The sequence below is a fragment of the Opitutus terrae PB90-1 genome (assembly GCF_000019965.1).
GTDB lineage: Bacteria > Verrucomicrobiota > Verrucomicrobiia > Opitutales > Opitutaceae > Opitutus > Opitutus terrae.
Genome location: NC_010571.1, coordinates 4126450 through 4145407, shown reverse-complemented (window position 1 = coordinate 4145407; position 18958 = coordinate 4126450). Strand labels below are relative to the sequence as shown.

Sequence of the window (18958 nt, the reverse complement as noted above, 5' to 3'; positions counted from 1 at the left end):
CATCCTTCATTCCACCGGCGCTGGCCCCTCCATGAAACGCCTCGTCATCGTCGAAGATCAAACCGCCATCCGAGAAATGCTCGTGGAAATCCTGCGGCTGGATGCGAATTACCAGCTCGTGGGCGAAAGCGGCGACGGCCAGAGCGCCCTCGCACTCTGCCTGGAGGTGAAACCGGACCTGCTGGTGCTCGATGCCAAGCTGCCCGGCCTCAACGGCGTCGACCTGCTTCGCCGGATCAGCAAGAAGCTGTCGGGCATGCGCGTGCTCGTGTTTTCCGGACATGAGAATCCGGTCCTGATCCGCGAAATGCTCGAGGCCGGCGCGCATGGCTTCGTCGAAAAGACCGCGGGGCTGTTCGAATTCAAGAAAGGACTCGAGACCGTCGCGAGTGGCGGCACCTACTTCGGCCCCGCCGTGGCGGCGCTGTTGCGCAACGTCGTCGCCAATCCGTCGGCCAGCAACACCGCGGATTTCCTGACCGATCGCGAGCGCGAGATTCTCCAGCTGGTGGCAGAGAGCCACAGCACCAAGGAGATCGCCGCGAAGCTCGGTATTAGCATCAAAACCGTCGACAACCATCGCACTAATTTGATGCGCAAGCTCAACCTTCACGACGTCGCCAGCCTCACCCGCTACGCCTTGGAGGTCGGTCTGATCGAGCCCAAGAAATCGCTGTAATAGCCTTGCCGCACCGGGGCGTTTCTCCAATTACTCGACAGGTCTTAGTTGCTCTCGCTTTTCCATGAATATCTCTCTCAAGAAACTTTGCGTCCTGGCAGTTGGCGCCGCGGTCCTCTTCGCGGGCTGCTCGAAAAAGCCGAAGCGCCCCGATCCCAGCGCCACCGTGCTCGGCCCCACGGCTGGCGGCACGGTCAATCCCTTGGATGTGAACGCCCCGGTGGATGCGTCCGCGGCGGGTTTGGAACAGCGTGATCCGAACATCATCGAGGACGCGAACAGCATTCGCGGGATGTTCGAGCCGGTTTACTTCGATTTCGACAAGTCGGACATCAAGCAGGCCGAGCGTGCTAAGCTGCAAAAGGCCGCGGATTATATGAAGCAGCACCCCGAGCAGCGGATCCTGCTCGAAGGTCACTGCGACTGGCGCGGCACGGCCGAATACAACCTCGGCCTCGGCGACCGTCGCGCGAATGCGGCCAAGCGCTATCTCAGTTCGCTGGCGCCCGCAGAGCGGATCGAAACGCTTTCGAAGGGCAGCCTGGACGCCGCCCAGAATGGCGACGACGCCGCGATGGCCAAGGACCGCCGCGTCGACATCGTCATCCTGAAAGCCCCCGGCGCCGCGGGTGCGGCGCTTGCGCAGCCTGGGATGTAAGCGGATTCCCCTTCCACGCTCTCGTTTCAAGCCCCGGTTCCCCCGGGGCTTTTTTGTTGCTTTGTAGGGCGGAGTCTCCCGCCCCCGCCGTTCAGCGATCGCCGCGACCAAGCCCCGGCGGGATCAGGAGATCCTGCCCTACCGCGCGCCGAAACGGGCGACGCAGGCGCGGCGGTCACGAAGTGGCCCAACCTCGACCACGATCAAACCGCCGCGGCCGCCCTGCCCAACCGCCTACCCTTTGGCCACCGCCGCGAGGATACGCTTGGTGGTTTCGGTGCCACGCTTCATCACGCCCAGATCGAAGCCTTCGTTCGGAGCGTGCAGATTGTCCTCCGGCAGGAAGAGTCCGAGCATGATCGAGTCGAGCCCGGTCACCCGCTTGATGTCGGCGATGATCGGCACGCTCCCGCCTTCGCGCAAATACACCGGCGGCTTGCCCCAGACTTCTTTCACGGCGACTTCGGTCGCGCGAAACGCCTGCGCGAGCACCGGCGACTGGTCTTTCGGCGTGTTGCTGCGATCCGGCGGTACCACGACGTAAGGATCGCCCTTGTGCTGATCGACGAAGGAAAGTCGCACGTCCTTCGGCGCGCGCGCCTTGATCGTGTCGATCACGAGTTTCTTGATCTTGTCCGGCTCCTGGTTCGGCACCAGCCGGCAACTGATCTTGGCGAACGCCTTGCTCGGAATCACCGTCTTCGTCCCCTCACCCTGGTAGCCGCCACCAATGCCGTTGAACTCGAGCGTCGGCTGGAACCGCAGCGCCTCGGCGGGCGAGAACCCTGGCGGCGTGTAGAACGCCTCGATGCCAAGGAAGTCCTTGTAAGCTTTTTCGTCGACGCCGAGCTTCTTCAACTCGTCGCGCTCCCACGGGTGCACGTCGAGCACCTCGTCGTAAAAACCGGGCACGTTCACCCGGCCATCCGGCAGGTGGAGCGTGGCGATGATCTCGGCGAGCGCCTGAATCGGATTGTGCAACACGCCGCCGTGCAGACCCGAATGCAGGTCGCCCTTGGCGGTTTCCACGATCAGGTCGAACAGCGTCAGCCCGCGCAGTCCGCAGGTGATCACCACCTGGTCCGGCCGCGGCAGCGCCGTATCTGACAGGTAAACAAAATCGGCCGCCTGCAGCTGTTCGCGATGCGTCTCGAGAAACTTCGGGAAGCTCGGGCTGCCCATTTCCTCTTCGCCTTCGATCAGGAACGAGATCCGCAGCGGCAGTTGCGGGTTGGCTTCGATCAACTCGGCGACGGCGGCGATGTTCGCCATCAACGGTCCCTTGTTGTCGGCGGCGCCGCGGCCGTAGATCCGGTGGCCAATGATCGTCGGCTCGAAGGCCGGGGTCTTCCACAGCTCGAGCGGATCCGCCGGCTGCACGTCGTAGTGGCCATAGATCACCACATGCGGCCAGGAGGGATCGCTGCCGCGCTGGGCGAAGATGATCGGGTGCAGGTCGGTCTTGACCACCTCCACCTTGAAACCGAGCGAACCCAGGAGTTCGCTGACAAACCTCTGCGCGCCCTGCATGCCGTCCTTGTATTTGGAATCGGCGGAAATGCTCTGATGGCGGATGAATTGCTTCAGCTTTTCGACAGGATCAAACATGCAGTCACCGTGGCGCAAAATCCGCACCTGCGCCAACCGGAAAACGCGGCGTCCGCTCTCCGTTCTACCCTCTCGAGACGTGGGGCGCCGAGCTCCGGACTGTCTCAGTTGTGATGTAGGGCCGGCGCTTGCCGCCGGCCGGGAGCATCAAAGCCAGGCGGCTGCCGGTGAACGGCAGCCCTACACCTCGGGTTCATTGGAACCGTCCCTTGTTCGCCTCGTAGATCGGCAGCACGTTGGGCATTTCCGCCTGCAGCGCGGCGATCCGGCGCTCGTCCGACGGATGCGTGGAAAGCAGCTCCGGCACGCGGCCGCTCTTTTCCTTCGCCGCCATTTTCTGCCAGAACGTCACCGCCGCCCGCGGATCGTAGCCGGCATACGCGACGAAGCGCAGCCCGATGAAATCGGCCTCGCTCTCATGCGAACGCGAATACGCCAGCGTCGCCCCCGCGGCGCCAACGCCATACAGCGCCAGCATCAGGTCGTGGTTCTGTTTGTCGCGCGTCGCCGCATCCAGCAGGATCCCGCCTGCGGCCGCGCCAATCGCCGCCGTCGATCGCTGGGCGCCATGCCGGCTCGTCACGTGTGCAATCTCGTGCCCCATTACAAACGCGATCTCGTCGTCGTTGCTCGCGAGATCGATGAGTCCGGTATACACGCCGACCTTGCCCCCCGGAAGCGCGAACGCATTGACGGTCTGCGGCGCGTCGAACACGACGAATTCCCATTGCGCATTCGGCATCCGGTCCCCGACCGCCTGGGCGATCCGCCGACCGATCCGCTGGATGCGCGCGTTGGCGGCCGGATCGGTGGAGATCTTCTCCTTGGCGCGAATGTCGGCAAACGCCTGCGCACCCATCTGCACGTCGTCGAAGATCGGCAGGATGATGGCTTGGCGGCCGGTTTCCGGAACGGTGTAGCACCCGGCCAGCAACGCACAGGCGGCCAGGATCGCGGCAAGCTTGCGAGTCATGCCGCCACTTTTAGCCACCGCGCGACGGATGCGCAAGTGCCCGAGCTAGTGTTTGAAGTGCCGGATTCCCGTAAACACCATCGTCATTCCCCGGGCGTCCGCCGCCGCGATCACCTCGGCATCGCGTACGGATCCGCCCGGCTGGATGGCCGCGGTCGCGCCCGCATCGGCCGCGGCGATCAGCCCGTCGGCAAAGGGGAACAACGCCTCGCTCGCCACGACCGATCCCTTGAGGTCGAGCCCCGCCTCCCCGGCCTTCCACACCGCGATGCGCGAGCTATCGACGCGCGCCATCTGCCCGGCGCCAATCCCGAGCGTCCGCTCGCCCCGGCAGTAAACGATGGAATTCGACTTCACGTGCTTGCCAATCTTCCAGCCGAAAAGCATCGAAGCCCACTCCTCCTCGGTCGGCTGGCGCTTGGTCACGACCTTGAAGTTCGCTACGTCGCCCAACGTGCGGTCGCGATCCTGCACGAGCACGCCACCGACCACCGCGCGGATTTCCTGCAGCGCATCAGCGCCAATCCCACCCTTGGCGATCATCAGCCGTAGATTCTTTTTCTTGCCCAGGATGGCCAGCGCTTCGTCGCTGAACCGCGGGGCGATGATCACCTCGGTGAAGATTTCCGCGATCATCTTCGCGAGCCCTCCGCCCAGCGTCTGGTTGACAATGATGATTCCCCCGAACGGCGCCTGCCGGTCGGTCGCGTAGGCCTGCTCCCAGGCGGCTTCGAGCGTGTCGGCGCTCGCGACGCCGCAGGGATTCGTGTGCTTCAAGATCGCGACGGTCGGCCGCTCGAACTCACCGATCAGGTAGGTGGCCGAGGTAATATCCAGGATGTTGTTATAGCTGAGTTCCTTTCCCTGGAGCTGCTGGAAATGCTCGTGGAACGTGCCGTAGAGCGCCGCCTTCTGGTGCGGGTTTTCACCGTAGCGCAGCGCCTGCGCCTTCTTCCACGACAGCGCCAAGGTCGCCGGAAATCCGCTTAGCGCATCAATGTCCGGAGCGGCGGCCTGCGACTCGAGATAGCGCGCGATCGCCGTGTCGTAGCTGCCGGTGCGCTGAAAAACCTTGAGCGCCAGCCGGCGCCGCAGGGCGGCGAGCTGCGCCGGGTCGGTCGGCTCCGCCGCGAACGCCGCGAGCACCGCGTCATAATCGGCGGGATCGCACACCACCGTGACGCTCTCGTGGTTCTTGGCGGCGCTGCGCAGCATCGAGGGGCCGCCGATATCGATGTTCTCGATCGCCTCCTCGAGCGTGACGTGCGGCTTCGCGACCGTCTCCTCAAACGGATACAGGTTCACCACCACGAGGTCGATCAACGCGATCTCGTTGCGCGCGGCCTGCGCGAGGTGCTCGGCTTTGTCGCGTCGGCAGAGCAAACCACCGTGGATCTTCGGGTGCAGCGTCTTCACGCGGCCTTCCATGATTTCCGGGAAACCCGTGTGCTGGCTCACCTCCGTGACCGGCAGCCCTTTTTCCGCCAGCAGTTTCGCGGTGCCGCCGGTGGAGAGCAGCGTGAAACCGTGTTGCTTGACGAGGGCAGCGGCGAAATCGGCGAGTCCGCGTTTGTCGCTGACCGAGAGGAGGGCGAGTTTGGCCATGGCGGCGCGAGTATTTGCGGATCCGCGGAGGGTCCAGCAAGCCGATTGTCAGCCGCCGCGCGGTGGCAACGAACTGGGCACCGCCAATTCGCCGCTTGCTGCGCGCGCAATCCGTCGTCTGTTAATCGGCGTGGCCGCCACCTCCAGCGAAGTTCCCGGACTCACCGCCCAACTCGACAAGCTCGCCTATCACCACGGCGGACCCTCGCTGCCTGCCGACAAGCCGCACGCGTTCGTCTACTTCATCACGATCCGCAACGAGTCCGATCGCACGGTGACCCTGCTGGGCCGGAAATGGGTGGTGACGCATGCCGACGGCAGCCAACTGGTGATCGAAGGCGACAAGATCGTCGGCGAAACGCCGCGGCTCGCACCGGGGGAAAGCTTTTCCTACAACAGCTATCACGTGACGGGCTGTGATGCTGTCGCCCAGGGCTGCTTCCATGGGGTCGACGAGCATGGCGCCCGCATTCACGTGCCTTTGCCGTCGTTCGAGATGGTGATTCCGCACGAGTGAGAATCGGCTCGTTCTCCGGCGGAATCTGGTTCTGTGTCGGCGCACGACATGAAGCTCATTGATCTGAATCGGGATGGCGGCATCGGTGCCAATTCGTTGCTGGTGCAGTTTGGCGATCTGCGGGTGCTGGTGGACTGCGGACTCCACCCGAAGAAGGTCGGCCGGGCCGCGACGCCGGATCTGACGCTCCTGCGCGGCACACCGCTGGATCTGATTCTGATTACGCACTGCCACCTCGATCACATCGGCAGCCTGCCGGTCGTGATGCGCGAGCATCCGAACACGCCGGTGCTGATGACCGCAGCAAGCCGCATGCTGATCGAGCGGATGCTGCACAATTCCGCGAACGTGATGATGCGGCAGCGCGAAACGGAGAACATCCCCGACTACCCGCTCTTCACGCACGAGGAGATCGAGCGCTGTGTCGGCCGGTTCACCGGCCTGGCGCCCGGTCATGTGAAAAAATTTCGCGGTGCGCGGGACGAAATCGAGATCACCTTCCATCACGCGGGCCACGTCGCCGGCGCCGCGGGCATCGAGATCCGCCACAAGCACCGCGCCGTGTTCTTCACCGGCGACGTGCTGTTCGACAACCAGCGGACGCTGACCGGCGCGAAATTCCCGGCCGGTCATTTCGACACGCTGGTCACCGAGACCACGCGCGGCATCACCGAGCGGCCCGTCGGCAAGGAGCGGGTGCACGAGGTCGCCCGGCTGATTGCCACGATCAACGATGCCATCCAGCGCGGCGGCTCACTGCTGCTGCCGGTGTTCGCACTCGGGCGCATGCAGGAGGTGCTGGCGATCCTGCACGATGCGCGAAAGTTCGGCCGGCTCGTCGACTGCCCGATCTATGCGTCCGGGCTCGGCATGGACCTCGCCGACTATTTTGACGAGATCACCCGGAAAACGAAGACGCTGCAGTTCAACCGCTCGTTGGTGAAGGATCTGAAGATCAAGCCGCTGCCGCGGAAGCTCAACCCGGGCGAAGACCCGCAGCAGCGTTCCCTCTACGTGGTCAGCTCCGGCATGATGGTGGCGCAGACACCGAGCTACCTCCTGGCTTCGGGGCTGCTTGGACATGCACGCAACACGATCGCGTTCGTCGGCTACTGCGATCCGGATACGCCGGGGGGCCAGCTGCTCGCCGCGCGACCGGGCGACGACTTCGTGTTCGAGTCGATTCCGCTGAAGACCAAGGTCAAGGCGCACATCGAGCGGTTCGAGCTCAGCGGACACGCGGATCGCGAGGAGCTGCTGGAGTTTGCCGTGCAGACGGAGGCGCGGAGCATCGTGCTGACTCACGGCGATCCGCCCGCGCGCGCTTGGTTTGCGGAAGCGCTCGCCGCCCAACTGCCGCGCACCAAGGTCATCGACCCCGTGCCGCTGCAGACGTATCAGGTCTAGGGTTGAGGCGAAAAAAGGACTGAAGATAGGCCGGGACCGCTGGGCCCGCCGAGATTTGCCTCGATGCTCGCCAACCGGCCGGCCCGCCCGGTGGTGGGGCCTTCCAATATCCTGCCAGGCTCCGGCAGGCTGAACGGCAATCATCGTTCCCGATCGGTGGTGTCGCGCTCGCGACGCTCTACGCAAACGCTTTCGCTACTTCTGCGCTGGCGCGGTGGATTGCGGCAGCGCGAAATACGGGATCTGCTGCGTCTCGACAAAACCCAACGTCCGCGCCGTCGCCTCGGACCCGCGGTTACCTTGCCGGCAGGACCAGAGCGGCTCGATCTCCTTGGCGAGGCAGTGTTCGATCAGCGCGGCGCACGCGTGGGTCGCCAATCCGAGTCCGCGATCGCCACTCCGGGTTTCGATTCCAACCTCCACCTGCCCCGCCACCACGAAGGCGGAAAACGCCAGGCTGGCAATTTGCTCGTCGCGCCACACCGCATAGCCGATCCCACGCCGGACAAACTCCTCGGCGCTGTCCCAGAACTCGTGCGGCACTGTCGATCCCTTCACGTCAAACCCTTCCGGACCGACGCGCGCGATGCGACACATCGCCGGCAGCGGCTTGCGCGGACGCGAGCGAAACTGCGCCACATCGAGCGTGTAATTCAGCCGCACCCATTCCACGATTTTGCCCGGATGCGCCGTCATGGCCTGCGCCGGAGTGAGCTTCGCCGCCTCGACCTCGTGCCCACTCACGATCCGTCCCGTCATCCAATCGCGGATTCGGTGCTCCCAAGCGTCGGGCCACGCCTGCAACAACTCCATCCGACGGCGCGCGCCGTCGGCGCTGGTCACATAGTCGTACACGGCGCGAACGAAGCCCGCGTTTCCGCTCTCGCCGAAGAGCAGCGTCATCCCTGCTGGGATTCCCACCACGAAGGCGGCGGGCCGTTCCGGATCGTCTGCGTAGGCGAAACCCCGCGCACTGCCCGTGAGCACGGCTTCGGCGAAGCTGGTGTTGAACGGCAGGGTGCGGAGCCGCTCAAGCGCGAGGGAGTAGGCCTTCGTTGGCAGCGGGATCATCATGCGGGAGATTTCGAACGAGCAGCTTAACACGCCCGACTCCCGCCGGGAAGCATCAGCACCGCGTCGATTCCTGCAGTCCAGCAATATCAATCTGGCCGGCGACCTCGATGCCTGTCATCCTCACCTCACGCTCCACGGCGTCCATTCCCCCTCGCCCGGAACATCGCGGCGCCAACCTCAATCCAAGGAGACTGTCATGTTCGAAGCCGCTGAATTGGGCCAATCGCTATCGGTCAAGGAATACGAGGCGTCGTTGCCGAAGCTCCGGGCGAATTTGCTGCAAGCGCAACTCGAGCTGCGCGAACGGAAGTTTCCCGTGATCGTGTGCGTGTCGGGCGCCGACGGCGCGGGCAAGGGCGAACTGGTGCAGCGGCTGAACGAATGGCTCGATCCCCGAGGCGTGGAAACCCACGCCTTCTGGGGCGCGACCGACGAGGAGCGCGAGCGGCCGCGGTACTGGCGGTTCTGGCGCACCCTGCCCGCCCGGGGCCGGATCGGCATTCTCTTCGGCTCCTGGTACACGGAGCCGATCGTGCGGCGCGCGCTGCGCAAACTGAAGCGGAGCGCGTTCGACACCGAACTCGAGCACATCGTCGCCTTCGAGCAGATGCTCGCGGACGACGGCGCGCTGTTCGTAAAATTTTGGCTGCATCTGTCGAAGCGCGAACAGAAGAAACGCTTGAAGAAACTCGAGAAGGCCGGCCGGCTCGGTCCGGACGATTGGAAGCACTTCAAACACTTCGAGGAATTCGCCGAGGTCTCCGAACGTGCGCTGCGCCAGACCAACACGGGCGCGGCGCCGTGGCATCTCATCGAAGCGACCGACCGGCGTTACCGTGAGCTCACGGCCGGCGAGATCCTGCTGAAGTCGCTCCGCGCGCGGCTCGCGCAACCCGCACCCGCCACGGCGGCGAAGTCCACGGCCGAAAAACCTGCGACCGGGTTGGCCAGCCGGCGCGCCCACGTCGTGTCGGTGCTCGATCGCGTCGACCTGAAGCAGAAGCTCTCCCGTCCCGATTACGAAGCCCTCCTCGATGCGCAGCAGGCGAAGCTTGGCCGGCTCGCCTGGGCTGCGCAGCGCCAGGGCATCTCCTCGGTGCTGCTGTTCGAAGGCTGGGACGCCGCCGGCAAGGGCAGCGCGATCCGACGCGTCACGCAGGCGATGGATCCCCGCCTCTACCGCGTCGTCGGCATCGCCGCGCCGAACGACGAGGAGCGCGCGCACCACTATCTCTGGCGTTTTTGGCGCCAGCTGCCGGGGGCGGGCTTCACGACGCTTTTCGACCGCTCCTGGTATGGCCGCGTACTCGTGGAACGCGTCGAGGGATTTGCCTCCCCCGCCGAATGGGGACGCGCGTATCAGGAAATCAACGCGTTCGAGGAACAGCTCACGGACCACGGCATGCTGCTCAACAAATTCTGGATTCACCTGAGCCCGCAGGAGCAGCTGCGCCGTTTCCACGAGCGGCAGACGGTCGCCTACAAGCGGCACAAGATCACGGACGAGGACTGGCGGAACCGCGAGAAGTGGGACGACTACAAGATCGCGGTGAACGACATGATCGCCAACTGCAGCACGGAGTACGCTCCGTGGACGCTGGTGGCAGGCAACGACAAGAAGTTCGCGCGCATCCAGATCCTCAAAACCATCACCGAGCGGCTCGAAGCGGCGCTGTAGCCCGGCGTGCTCCTCCGTAACGGAAAGCGGAACGTGGAGCCGCGACGCCCTCGTCGCGGTGCTTGGGTTGGGACGAGCCCATCGAGGCAATCGCGGCGGCGAGGGGACTCGCCGCCCTACCCGCCGATCATGGAGTCCGGTCCCACGAGTTCCTGCAGCCGCGCGCATACCGCGGCGTTCCCCGCCACGTAGAAGATGCGGCGCATCCCGAGGTCGAACTGCTGCAGGGGAAACTGCTCGCCGTTGAGAAACCGTACCTCGCCACCGCCGCCCAGGCAGAGCGCTACCGCGGCAGCGATGTCCCAGATCCGGACGTTGTGATCCACGGTACCGCCAAGAATTCCGACCGCGACATACGCCAGGTGCAGCGTGCTGCTGCCGAGTCCGCGAATCTTGAAATTGCGCACCAGTTCAGCCGCTTCGTTGGCGTGCTTCTTGTCGTAGGGACTGTGAAAGCCGAGCAGCATCTCCAACCCGGGCGCGTCGGGCCGCACTCGAGCCGGCTTGTCGCCGTCGAAAACGCCGAGCCCCGGCCCGCCGCGGATCAGCTTCCGCCGCGCAAGGTCGTAGACCACGCCGTAGGTCGGGCGACCTTCCTCGAGCAGGCCCACCGAGATCGCGCAATGCGCGATGCCCATCGCGTAATTGTTCGTGCCGTCGATCGGATCGAGCACCCACGAGAACCTCGCGCGGCGCGGGATCGGGCCGCCGGTGTGCGCGAGCTCTTCGCTGAAATAGTCGTCAGTGGGGAATTGGCGGCGCAGTTCGGCGACGATGTTCTCCGAGATCGCCAGATCGACGGCCGTCACTCGACTGCCGTCCGCCTTCCACTGGCTTTGGCAACGGCCGAACTCCCGGTGAAACAGCTCCGTCTGGGCCAGCACGGCCTGTTGGGCGGCTTCGATGCGAGCGGCGAGTTCCGGCGATGGCGACATAGGCATCGATCAATGGACCGGAAGTTTTGGGAATGACCAATCCAAAACATGCGGCGATTGGCACGGGCGTCTCGCCCGAGCGCACGCGACCGGAGGCAGGTCGTAGGGCCGGTGTTCACCGCCGGCCGCGGCTGCCGGCGAGCGGCAGCCCTACATGCCGGGAAGCCGTGCCGGCCCGCCAGAACTGCGGATGCAATGCCACTTCGCTCACTCGTAGTCGTAAAGCTTGGGATCCCGGATCGGCGCCGCGCGCCTCGCACGGAAACGATGCTTCGGCTCCTTCGGATCAGCCGGCGCCGGCCCTTCGCCGCCCATCCCGCCATACGGCTCGTCCGGATCCGGCATGCTGCACGGCGGTTCGCCGCCGAGTTCCTCCTCGAGCGAATCCGGGTCGGCCCCCTCCTCCAGTTTGCGCACGACCTCTTCCATTTCGCCGTCAATCTTTTCGCCGGTGAGTTCGGACATCCGTCGCATCATCCGCGCCATCGCCCGCGGATCGTTCTCGTCCACGTTGGCGAACTCCCGCTCCATCGCGCCCATGGCCGCTTCCATCCGTGCATCTTCGGCGCTGTCGGTTCCCGTCCCGGCGGGCGAAGCGGGATTAGCCGGCTGGTCGGATTCCTTCTTCTTCCCCGTCACCGCGAACGGCGACACGAGCTTGGTCATCCGATACCGGGGATTGTCCGGGCACTTGGGGATCTGTTGTCCCTGGGCCAGCGTCTTCGCGTAGAACTGGTAGATCGTGTGATTGTCCGGGCAGTAATACTCGTAGATGGGCATGATCAAACCGGGCAGTTAGCGAGGCGGCGGGCGCTTGGCAAGCTGATGGCCGTGCTGGACGACCGCATCACCGCCGCGGCGGTTCAGGTGGTCGAGCACGGCGGCGAGTCGGCGCCGTTTTTCCTCATTTTGGGCAAACATTTCCAGCTGCACCGGCGTGTCCTCTACGCCCGAAAAGCGGACGCTCACCAGTCGCAGCGGCCGCTTCTTCGTCCACGCTTGCCGCAGCAACGGCGTGACCAGCGGATAAAACGGCGCCTCGAGGTCGGTGCCGGCGCTCAGGCTGCGGCCATGCGATTCCTGACTGAAATCCGGATACCGCACCTTCACCGTCATCGTGCGCACGCGCTTCCCGTCCTCGCGAATCTTGGGCAGCAGTTCGTCGATCATCCGCTTCACGACTCGCTCGATTTCCGCGAACGACGCGATGTCTTCGTCGAAGGTCTCCTGCTGCGAGTAGCTCTTCGCATCCTCGTGCTCCGTCTCCACCGGCCGATCGTCGATGCCGAGCGCGCCATCGCGCATCTCCCGCCAGCCGTCGCCGAAGATGGCTTCCAGTTCCGCCTCGCCGCGGGCGAGCAGATCACGCACGAGCTTGATGCCATGCCGGCCGACCAACCGTTCCTCGGTCTTCGGGCCGACGCCCGGGAGCTTGCCAATCGGCAGCGGCGCGAGGAACTCGGCCTCCGTGCCCGACGGCACGACGACGAAGCCCTTTGGTTTCCGCAGCTTCGAGGCGATCTGCGCGACCAGCTTGTTCACCGCGAGGCCGAATGAAGCCGTGATCTGCAGCTGTTGTTCGATTTTGTGCTGCAATCCGTGCACGGCCTGTTCGATCTCCGCGGATGTTTTGAATCCGCACGGGCCGAGATCGAGGTAGCCTTCATCGATCGAGTTCCGCTGCACGAGTGGCGTCAGGGTTTCGCAGAGTTCAAACATCTGCCGCGACACCCGGCTGTAGAGTCCGCCGGTGTGTGGCAACATGATGAGGTCGGGGCAGACCTTGAGCGCGCGGGTGGTCGGCATCGGGGTGTAGACGCCGCAGGCCCGCGCTTCGTAGCTCGCGGATGAAATGATCCCGCGCTCGCGTCCGCCCACGGCGCACTTGGTCCCTCGCAGCTCGGGTTTGAGCGCGAGCTCGCACGACACGAAAAACGCGTCGGCATCGAGGTGGACGATCGTGGGCAGAATCACGGCGGGATTCTCGCCAACGGTTCGGCAAAAGCGGAGCGAATTCCGCGCTCGGCGACTGGGGGAGCGCGTTGGGCTCGACGTAGGCGCCGAGCGAAGTCGCGCGGATCGGTTCTTGTAGCCGGGCTCGTTGAGCCCGGCCTTGCACCGCGACACATGAAAACGCCGGGGTCAGCGACCCCGGCTACAACGAACAAATTTCCGGACAATCTGCAGCAGCCTTTCGGCCCGCCCGGCGGTCGGACCCTACCTTTCCGGATTCCGGCTAGATCCGGAAATGTTCCAGGGCGTGCTTTTCGTGAAGCAGTTCCACGAGCTTCTCGGCTTTGACCACGGCCGACACGATCACGATCTTGTCGCCATCGCACACGGCCAGGCACACGCGCTGTGGACCGAAGTGCGCTGCTTTCGCGGGCGCGTAGATGAGCACGGTTTCGTCGGGATTCGTCACGCCGACGATCCGCATCCAGTCGCGGCGAGTCATCAGCTTGTCGACGGCCAGCACCATCTCGGCGCGGTGCGCGGGTTCGATCCGGCCTGAGAGGTGGTAGACGCCCACGCTCGCGGCGCGCACCGCGTCGAGCGCGCGGTGCGCCTCGGGCGGGACGTCGTGGATCAGCCCGACGATGCCCCGGGCGAGCGTGAGTGTTCCCGGACCGGCGTCGATCTGCACCTGCGGTTGCGCCCGGGTGTGCATCGCCGAGAAAAGTTCCCGCCGCATCGCAGCCGCATCGCGGCTCAGCGTGAAGACGTTCACGATTCCGATCGCCACGATCAGCGCGCACGCGCCGAGGACGATGGCCAGCCACCGCCAGACGCTCCAGCGGCGGGCTGGTTGGGGAGAAGATTCGGTGGCTTGCATGACAGAGCGGCGCGCGCTGATGGTTTACGATGGGTCAAGACCGCTTCGCGTCGGACTTCATCCGCAGCTGCGCGAGCGGCTCGATGTGCAGGCCCTTGCCGAGTGCCACGAGCTGCTCGGGCTTGATGTTGCCAACGATGTTGACCACCACTGCCTGGTCCTGGCGGGTGTCGAGCACGGTGACGACCAGTCCGTCGACGCTCTCGTCCGCGGCCATTTTTACGTAGATGGCCACGTCGTCGGCGTCCTTTTCCCCCTGCTGCTGCACGGTGACGATCTGCATCCAGCCCTGCTTTTCGAGTTCACGACGCAGACCTTGGACGCGATCGGTGGTATCGGCGCGCGTGGTGTCGTTGTAGCCGACGACGTTGACGCGCACGCGTTTCAAATCGCGGATCAGCTTGGCGAGCTCGGGCTCATCTTTGTCGACGAAGGCGGCGGCGAACTTCAAGAGCGGCGCGTGTAGATTGACCTCGACGTATTGGCAGCCGTCGGCGGGTTTGAACTGGCCGAGGTCGACATAGCCGGCTTCGCCGGCATGGACCGTGAGGGCGGTGACCGCGAGTGCGGTCGTGGCCAGGGCGTGGCGGAGGAAACGATTCATGAGATAGGGAGGTTGAGTTGGGATTCGGGTGAATGGCGGACGAACTCAACACACCCGGGCCCGCCGGAAAGTTGCTGGTTTCTCGTTTCCGTGCATCGCGCTTGCCCGACTCCGGCGGGAAACCTTGGCGGGGTGACACGGGGATCCGCGCCCGTGGATCTGCAGGGCAATGACCCGCGTCATTTACTCCCCGAGTCGCGGTTTCGGCGTTGCGCGCGTCCGGTCCGGCCTACAGCGTCGCGCCTTTATGGGACGTCAATGGCTCCACGCAAAACGCGCCATCGTGAACCTCAAAAAGGGGCAGATGGTCGGCAAGATCGTCAAGGAACTCACCGTGGCCGCGAAGCTCGGCGGCGGCGATCCTGCCGGGAACCCGCGATTGTTCGCCGCCGTGGAAAAAGCCCGCAAAGCCAGTGTCACCCGCGACGTGATCGAGCGTGCGATCGCCAAAGGCTCCGGTACCGGCAGCGACAAGAGCGCCATGGACCACATCGTGTTCGAGGGCTACGCGCCGCACAAGGTGCCGGTCATCGTCGAAGTCTATACCGACAACGTGCAGCGCACGACGCCGGAGATTCGCGTCCTGTTCAAGAAGGGCGTCCTAGGCACGACCGGCAGCAACAAGTTTCTGTTCGACCACGTCGGCCTCGTCGAGGCGCACACGGGCGACGCCGCCGCGGATCTCGAGGCTGCTGCGATCGAGGCCGGCGCCAACGATTTCGAGCCGCTGACCCACCAGCAGAACGACGACATTCCCGAAGGTCGCGTCGGCGCACGTTTCGTGACCGAGCGCACCGCCGTCCATGCCGTTTCGACCTGGCTGGCGCAGCACGGCTGGTCGGTGGTCACGAGTGAAATCGGTTATCTCGCGAAGACCTTTCCCGAACTCGATGATGCCGCGCGCGCCGAGGTCGGCGAGTTCTTGCAGGCGCTCGAGGATCACGACGACGTCCAGCGCGTCTGGGCCGCGGTGAAGTAGCGCCGCGCCTTTTCTTCTCCCCCCGGGGCGTGACGCCCAACCGCTGTCCAGCGAAACTTTGTAAACCTGTTACACGGTTTCGTTAGACTCCGCGACCCGCCGACGGGAATCGACGGTTCTTCAGGCCCGCGTCCTAAAGGCCTGAAACTCGGCGGCGTCCACTCGATCAGGACGCGCCGCGGGAACTAGTGTCGCCGGCCAGCGCTCTAAGCGGCGACATGAAACGGCTTTCCCCAAAACAACAGACGTTCACGCTTCTTTTCGCGGCGCTCAGTCTCACCGCCGGCTGTGCCGGACCTACCAACAACACGCAGCGGGGCGCGGCAGGTGGTGCCGTCTTGGGCGGCCTCGCCGGCGCCATCATCGGCAACAACCGCGGTAGCGGCAACGCGGCGAGCGGCGCGGCCATCGGCGCCGCTGCCGGCGCGATTGCAGGCGGCGCCATCGGGCATTCGAAGGACAAACGCGAAGCGCAGGCGGCGAGCGGCTATCCCTCGGCCAGCAACACGTCGTCCGTGACGAACATCACCGTGACGGGCGCGCCGCCGATGCCGCCGGCTTCCATCGTCGAGAACCAGCCCCCGCGACCAAACGCCTCGGCTGTGTGGGTGCCTGGCTACTGGTCGTATGAAAACGGGATGAGCTATGTGTGGGTGCCCGGCCGCTGGGAAATTCCGCCGCCCGGTACGAACACATTCCAGCCGCCCTATTGGATGCAACAGGGCAACGGCAACGTCTACGTCCGCGGCTCCTGGCGCTGAGCCCGCGCTCCTCACCCATCGCTCCGCGCGTCGCGCCCCCCCCACTCGTCCGCTCCGCTTTCGACCAATCAGGTGTTACATGTGTAACACCTGATTGGTCGACCAGCAGCGAACGTTACCGAACCGCGAGCGATCGGGCCGCCGGTAGACGACCGATGGCGCGTTGCCGGTGTAGCATGAACATCGGTCGAGTGCGTGGCACGGGGCGGTCAAACCGGCGCCGGGAAGATTAAACCTAGCGCTCCGCGTCGTTCCGGCCGCGGCCACCGCCGCCATTGCCGCCACGAGAACCGCTCTGACCGCGATCGCCACCGGAATTGTCAGCCCGGGCCGCCGGCGGCGGAGCCGAACGCTCGATGCGCGGCGCCGGCGCCGCCATGCGTGCGGCGGGCGGCGGACTGCTCCGCATCTGCGGAGCAGCGGACGGCGGTGCGCTGCGCATCTGCGGCGGCGCAGCCTGAACCCGCGCGACCGGCGGTGGCGGCTGCATCCGCGGTGGCTGAGCGGCCGGTGCGGGCCGGTGACCACTTCGCGCGAAATCCTGACGCGGCGGCTGATTCGGAACAGCAGGCGCAGCCGCGGGAGCCGGGCGCTGCATCGCTGGCGGCGGACGGTGCAGCTGCGGCGGCGTGCGCACCACGTCAGGACGAGACGGTCCGCCTGCGGGTCGAGCATCGTTGTCGCGCGGACGCTCGCGGCGCTGGTTGTCGATACTACGGTTTTCTGGCGAACGCGGGCCACGGGTCGCGGCTGCGTCTCCCCACCCCTGCCGCCACGGTCCGCCGCGGCGCGCCGTCGGGGTCTCCGCGACTCGCTCGGCCTGCGACGTCGGCTGCGGCTGCGACGGCTGACGAGCAACCTCGGGTGTGCGGTCCGGACGTGGCCGCTCACGGCCAAACCGCTCGCGACCGGGCCGACCCTCGTCCGAGCGGCCCGGCGTCGGGCGCAAATGATCCGGGCGGTCGATCCGCTCCGGTCGCGGGCCCTTGAAGTCACGATCGCGACGGGGCGCACCAGCGATCGGTGTCGGATGCGGAATATTCCGATGTCCGGGATCGAAGTGTCGCCGATGAGGCGGCGGTACCCGGCCCGGGTTGGGCCGCCACGGTTCCCAGCCGGACCGGCTTACATACCCGGACCGCCCGGGAAACCGCGGATTGCGCCAATCGTGGCGATAATGATCGGGCCAATGCGCGTGCCGGTGGTGATCGATCCAGATCCGGCGCGTATGCCAGTCGCAATCATACGCCAGCCATGAACCGACGCCGAAACCGATGCCAAACGTGATCCACGGATCCGGTTCAAAATACATCGGCTGCTCGATGTAGACGATCTGTGGATCGTAGCGCGGGACATAGATCACATCCTGCCGCGCCGGAATGATCCGAATCGCGCCGTCTTCCACGACCACCTGTTGCTGCTCGGTGTCGACCAGAATCCCCGCAGCGCGCGCCCGCGAGCGATCGCGCTGGATGGCCGCCATCACTTCCTCCGGCTGATCAAGATACGCCTCACCCAATCGCTGGGTCCAGCTGAGGTTTTCGTCCATCCACTGCACGACGTCCGGATAGTGGGCGAGCCCCTTCACGCTGGTGTCCCACGGCTGTGCATCGATTTCGCTGCGGTCGGCATCCGTCGCGAGATAGCGGGCCGCGAGCACCACGTCCGAACTCACCGTCGATGCGGGAAGAATCAAGGCGACGAGCGCGTCCGGATACAACGCGATGGGCGCGACCAGTTCATCCAGCGAACCGGGCTGGCTGGGCGGTGGCGCCACCACGACCGGCACCGGCGCTTCGGCCGACGCCGGTGAAACGCCCACGCAGCCTGACGTGACGACAACGCACACGCCGGAGAGGAGGCACAGGAGGGTTTTCATGCGAGGGTAAGACGCCGCCACAACAGGCCGGTGACAGCGGGTCGAGCGACATTGTGCCACGTCGCGACGCGGACTTGACGCGAGAGCGGACGCGGCGCCCGCGCCAAGTGCGACCACGGTGGAACGCCCTCGCGCACGGACGCGTTCGAGATGCAGCGTGTTGCGGACAACGCGCTCCACCTGCCGAGGAGCAGGATGAGGCAACTACTCTTCGCGGTGGGCCAGCCAGAGAATCGTGACGAGCGTGGCGAAGATCAGAGTCGGACCGACCACCCAGATTGGGTGGGTCGGCATGTTCCAGTGGGGCATTGCCCACCAGACGACTCCGCACTTGACCGTAATCAGCGCCCAGACGATCGCCATGAACCAGCGTGCGCGCTTGGGGTATTGCGCCTGATGGAAGTGACCGGGGAGGTTCACGCGCGCACCCTACTCCGGTGCGGTGAGGACGACTGTGCGTTCCTTGGCCAAGGCGACGCTTGGTTTGCTCCGACGCGACAGCGCGGCGTTCCGGGTCGGAGTGTGCGGCCGAGGGCGGCCGCGCTCCCACGCCCGGCGTCGGCGCGCGAGTCATGTGGATCGCTGGGGACGCGACGCCCTCGTCGCGTTAACGAATCGATCGCATCGCGAAATGCCGCGACGAGGGCGTCGCGGCCCCAGGTTGCAGCGCAAGCGATCAGTTGCAGCCGGGATCGCTGACGCCGGCCGAGGAACCGCGGCCGCACCATCCGGGCTCGAGGAGCCCGGCTACAATCTGCGTCTCCATCC

The 18958-nt window shown here is 65.5% G+C and carries 18 protein-coding genes; 7 read left to right on the top strand and 11 right to left on the bottom strand.

Features of this window, described 5'->3' with window-relative positions; genetic code table 11:
* The first annotated feature begins 31 nt into the window (after positions 1-31).
* Positions 32-679, top strand: coding sequence for a response regulator (locus tag OTER_RS16120; protein ID WP_012375995.1), 648 nt, complete (start codon positions 32-34; stop codon positions 677-679).
* Between the two features lie 64 nt (positions 680-743).
* Positions 744-1337, top strand: a complete 594-nt coding sequence (locus OTER_RS16115; protein ID WP_012375994.1) for an OmpA family protein — start codon at positions 744-746, stop codon at positions 1335-1337.
* Positions 1338-1571: 234 nt separating this feature from the next.
* On the opposite strand, the gene OTER_RS16110 is transcribed toward OTER_RS16115, so the two are convergent.
* From OTER_RS16110 to purH, 3 genes are all read right to left on the bottom strand, one after another.
* A complete protein-coding gene (locus OTER_RS16110) occupies positions 1572-2945 on the bottom strand; it encodes a M20/M25/M40 family metallo-hydrolase (protein WP_012375993.1) in 1374 nt (457 codons plus the stop codon).
* A gap of 193 nt (positions 2946-3138) precedes the next feature.
* The gene (locus OTER_RS16105; RefSeq protein WP_012375992.1) at positions 3139-3918 is read right to left on the bottom strand and encodes a M48 family metallopeptidase; all 780 of its coding nucleotides are present in this window, start codon (positions 3916-3918) and stop codon (positions 3139-3141) included.
* Positions 3919-3963: 45 nt separating this feature from the next.
* Entirely contained in the window at positions 3964-5523 is a 1560-nt protein-coding gene (gene purH, locus OTER_RS16100) for a bifunctional phosphoribosylaminoimidazolecarboxamide formyltransferase/IMP cyclohydrolase (protein WP_012375991.1), read from the bottom strand.
* A 130-nt stretch (positions 5524-5653) separates the two neighbouring features.
* Here purH and OTER_RS16095 point away from each other — a divergent pair, with 130 nt between their 5' ends.
* Both OTER_RS16095 and OTER_RS16090 read left to right on the top strand, forming a co-directional pair.
* Positions 5654-6040 (top strand): Co(2+)/Mg(2+) efflux protein ApaG, encoded by a 387-nt coding sequence (locus OTER_RS16095; protein WP_012375990.1) that lies wholly within the window; start codon positions 5654-5656, stop codon positions 6038-6040.
* Between the two features lie 48 nt (positions 6041-6088).
* Positions 6089-7447, top strand: coding sequence for an MBL fold metallo-hydrolase (locus OTER_RS16090; RefSeq protein ID WP_012375989.1), 1359 nt, complete (start codon positions 6089-6091; stop codon positions 7445-7447).
* Between the two features lie 195 nt (positions 7448-7642).
* Here OTER_RS16090 and OTER_RS24310 read toward each other — a convergent pair whose 3' ends face one another.
* Positions 7643-8521, bottom strand: coding sequence for a GNAT family N-acetyltransferase (locus OTER_RS24310; RefSeq protein WP_012375988.1), 879 nt, complete (start codon positions 8519-8521; stop codon positions 7643-7645).
* Positions 8522-8717: 196 nt separating this feature from the next.
* Here OTER_RS24310 and pap point away from each other — a divergent pair, with 196 nt between their 5' ends.
* Positions 8718-10199 (top strand): polyphosphate:AMP phosphotransferase, encoded by a 1482-nt coding sequence (pap, locus tag OTER_RS16080; protein ID WP_012375987.1) that lies wholly within the window; start codon positions 8718-8720, stop codon positions 10197-10199.
* Positions 10200-10315: 116 nt separating this feature from the next.
* On the opposite strand, the gene OTER_RS16075 is transcribed toward pap, so the two are convergent.
* The 5 genes from OTER_RS16075 to OTER_RS16055 all read right to left on the bottom strand — a co-directional run bounded on the left by OTER_RS16075 (position 10316) and on the right by OTER_RS16055 (position 14571).
* Positions 10316-11140 carry an inositol monophosphatase family protein gene (locus OTER_RS16075; protein ID WP_148218152.1) on the bottom strand — a complete coding sequence of 275 codons (825 nt, stop codon included), beginning with the start codon at positions 11138-11140 and terminating at the stop codon, positions 10316-10318.
* Between the two features lie 201 nt (positions 11141-11341).
* Positions 11342-11914 (bottom strand): hypothetical protein, encoded by a 573-nt coding sequence (locus OTER_RS16070; RefSeq protein ID WP_012375985.1) that lies wholly within the window; start codon positions 11912-11914, stop codon positions 11342-11344.
* A 15-nt stretch (positions 11915-11929) separates the two neighbouring features.
* Entirely contained in the window at positions 11930-13108 is a 1179-nt protein-coding gene (locus tag OTER_RS16065) for a Y-family DNA polymerase (protein ID WP_012375984.1), read from the bottom strand.
* Between the two features lie 262 nt (positions 13109-13370).
* The gene (locus OTER_RS16060) at positions 13371-13967 is read right to left on the bottom strand and encodes a hypothetical protein (protein ID WP_012375983.1); all 597 of its coding nucleotides are present in this window, start codon (positions 13965-13967) and stop codon (positions 13371-13373) included.
* A gap of 34 nt (positions 13968-14001) precedes the next feature.
* Positions 14002-14571, bottom strand: a complete 570-nt coding sequence (locus tag OTER_RS16055; protein WP_012375982.1) for a DUF4252 domain-containing protein — start codon at positions 14569-14571, stop codon at positions 14002-14004.
* 247 nt (positions 14572-14818) lie between these two features.
* Here OTER_RS16055 and OTER_RS16050 point away from each other — a divergent pair, with 247 nt between their 5' ends.
* Positions 14819-15550, top strand: coding sequence for a YebC/PmpR family DNA-binding transcriptional regulator (locus OTER_RS16050; RefSeq protein ID WP_012375981.1), 732 nt, complete (start codon positions 14819-14821; stop codon positions 15548-15550).
* Between the two features lie 218 nt (positions 15551-15768).
* A complete protein-coding gene (locus tag OTER_RS16045; RefSeq protein WP_012375980.1) occupies positions 15769-16311 on the top strand; it encodes a YXWGXW repeat-containing protein in 543 nt (180 codons plus the stop codon).
* A 235-nt stretch (positions 16312-16546) separates the two neighbouring features.
* Here OTER_RS16045 and OTER_RS24305 read toward each other — a convergent pair whose 3' ends face one another.
* Together OTER_RS24305 and OTER_RS25895 are read right to left on the bottom strand one after the other, a co-directional pair.
* Positions 16547-18190 carry a DUF3300 domain-containing protein gene (locus tag OTER_RS24305; RefSeq protein WP_012375979.1) on the bottom strand — a complete coding sequence of 548 codons (1644 nt, stop codon included), beginning with the start codon at positions 18188-18190 and terminating at the stop codon, positions 16547-16549.
* 204 nt (positions 18191-18394) lie between these two features.
* Entirely contained in the window at positions 18395-18610 is a 216-nt protein-coding gene (locus OTER_RS25895; RefSeq protein ID WP_148218151.1) for a hypothetical protein, read from the bottom strand.
* Positions 18611-18958 lie beyond the last annotated feature (348 nt).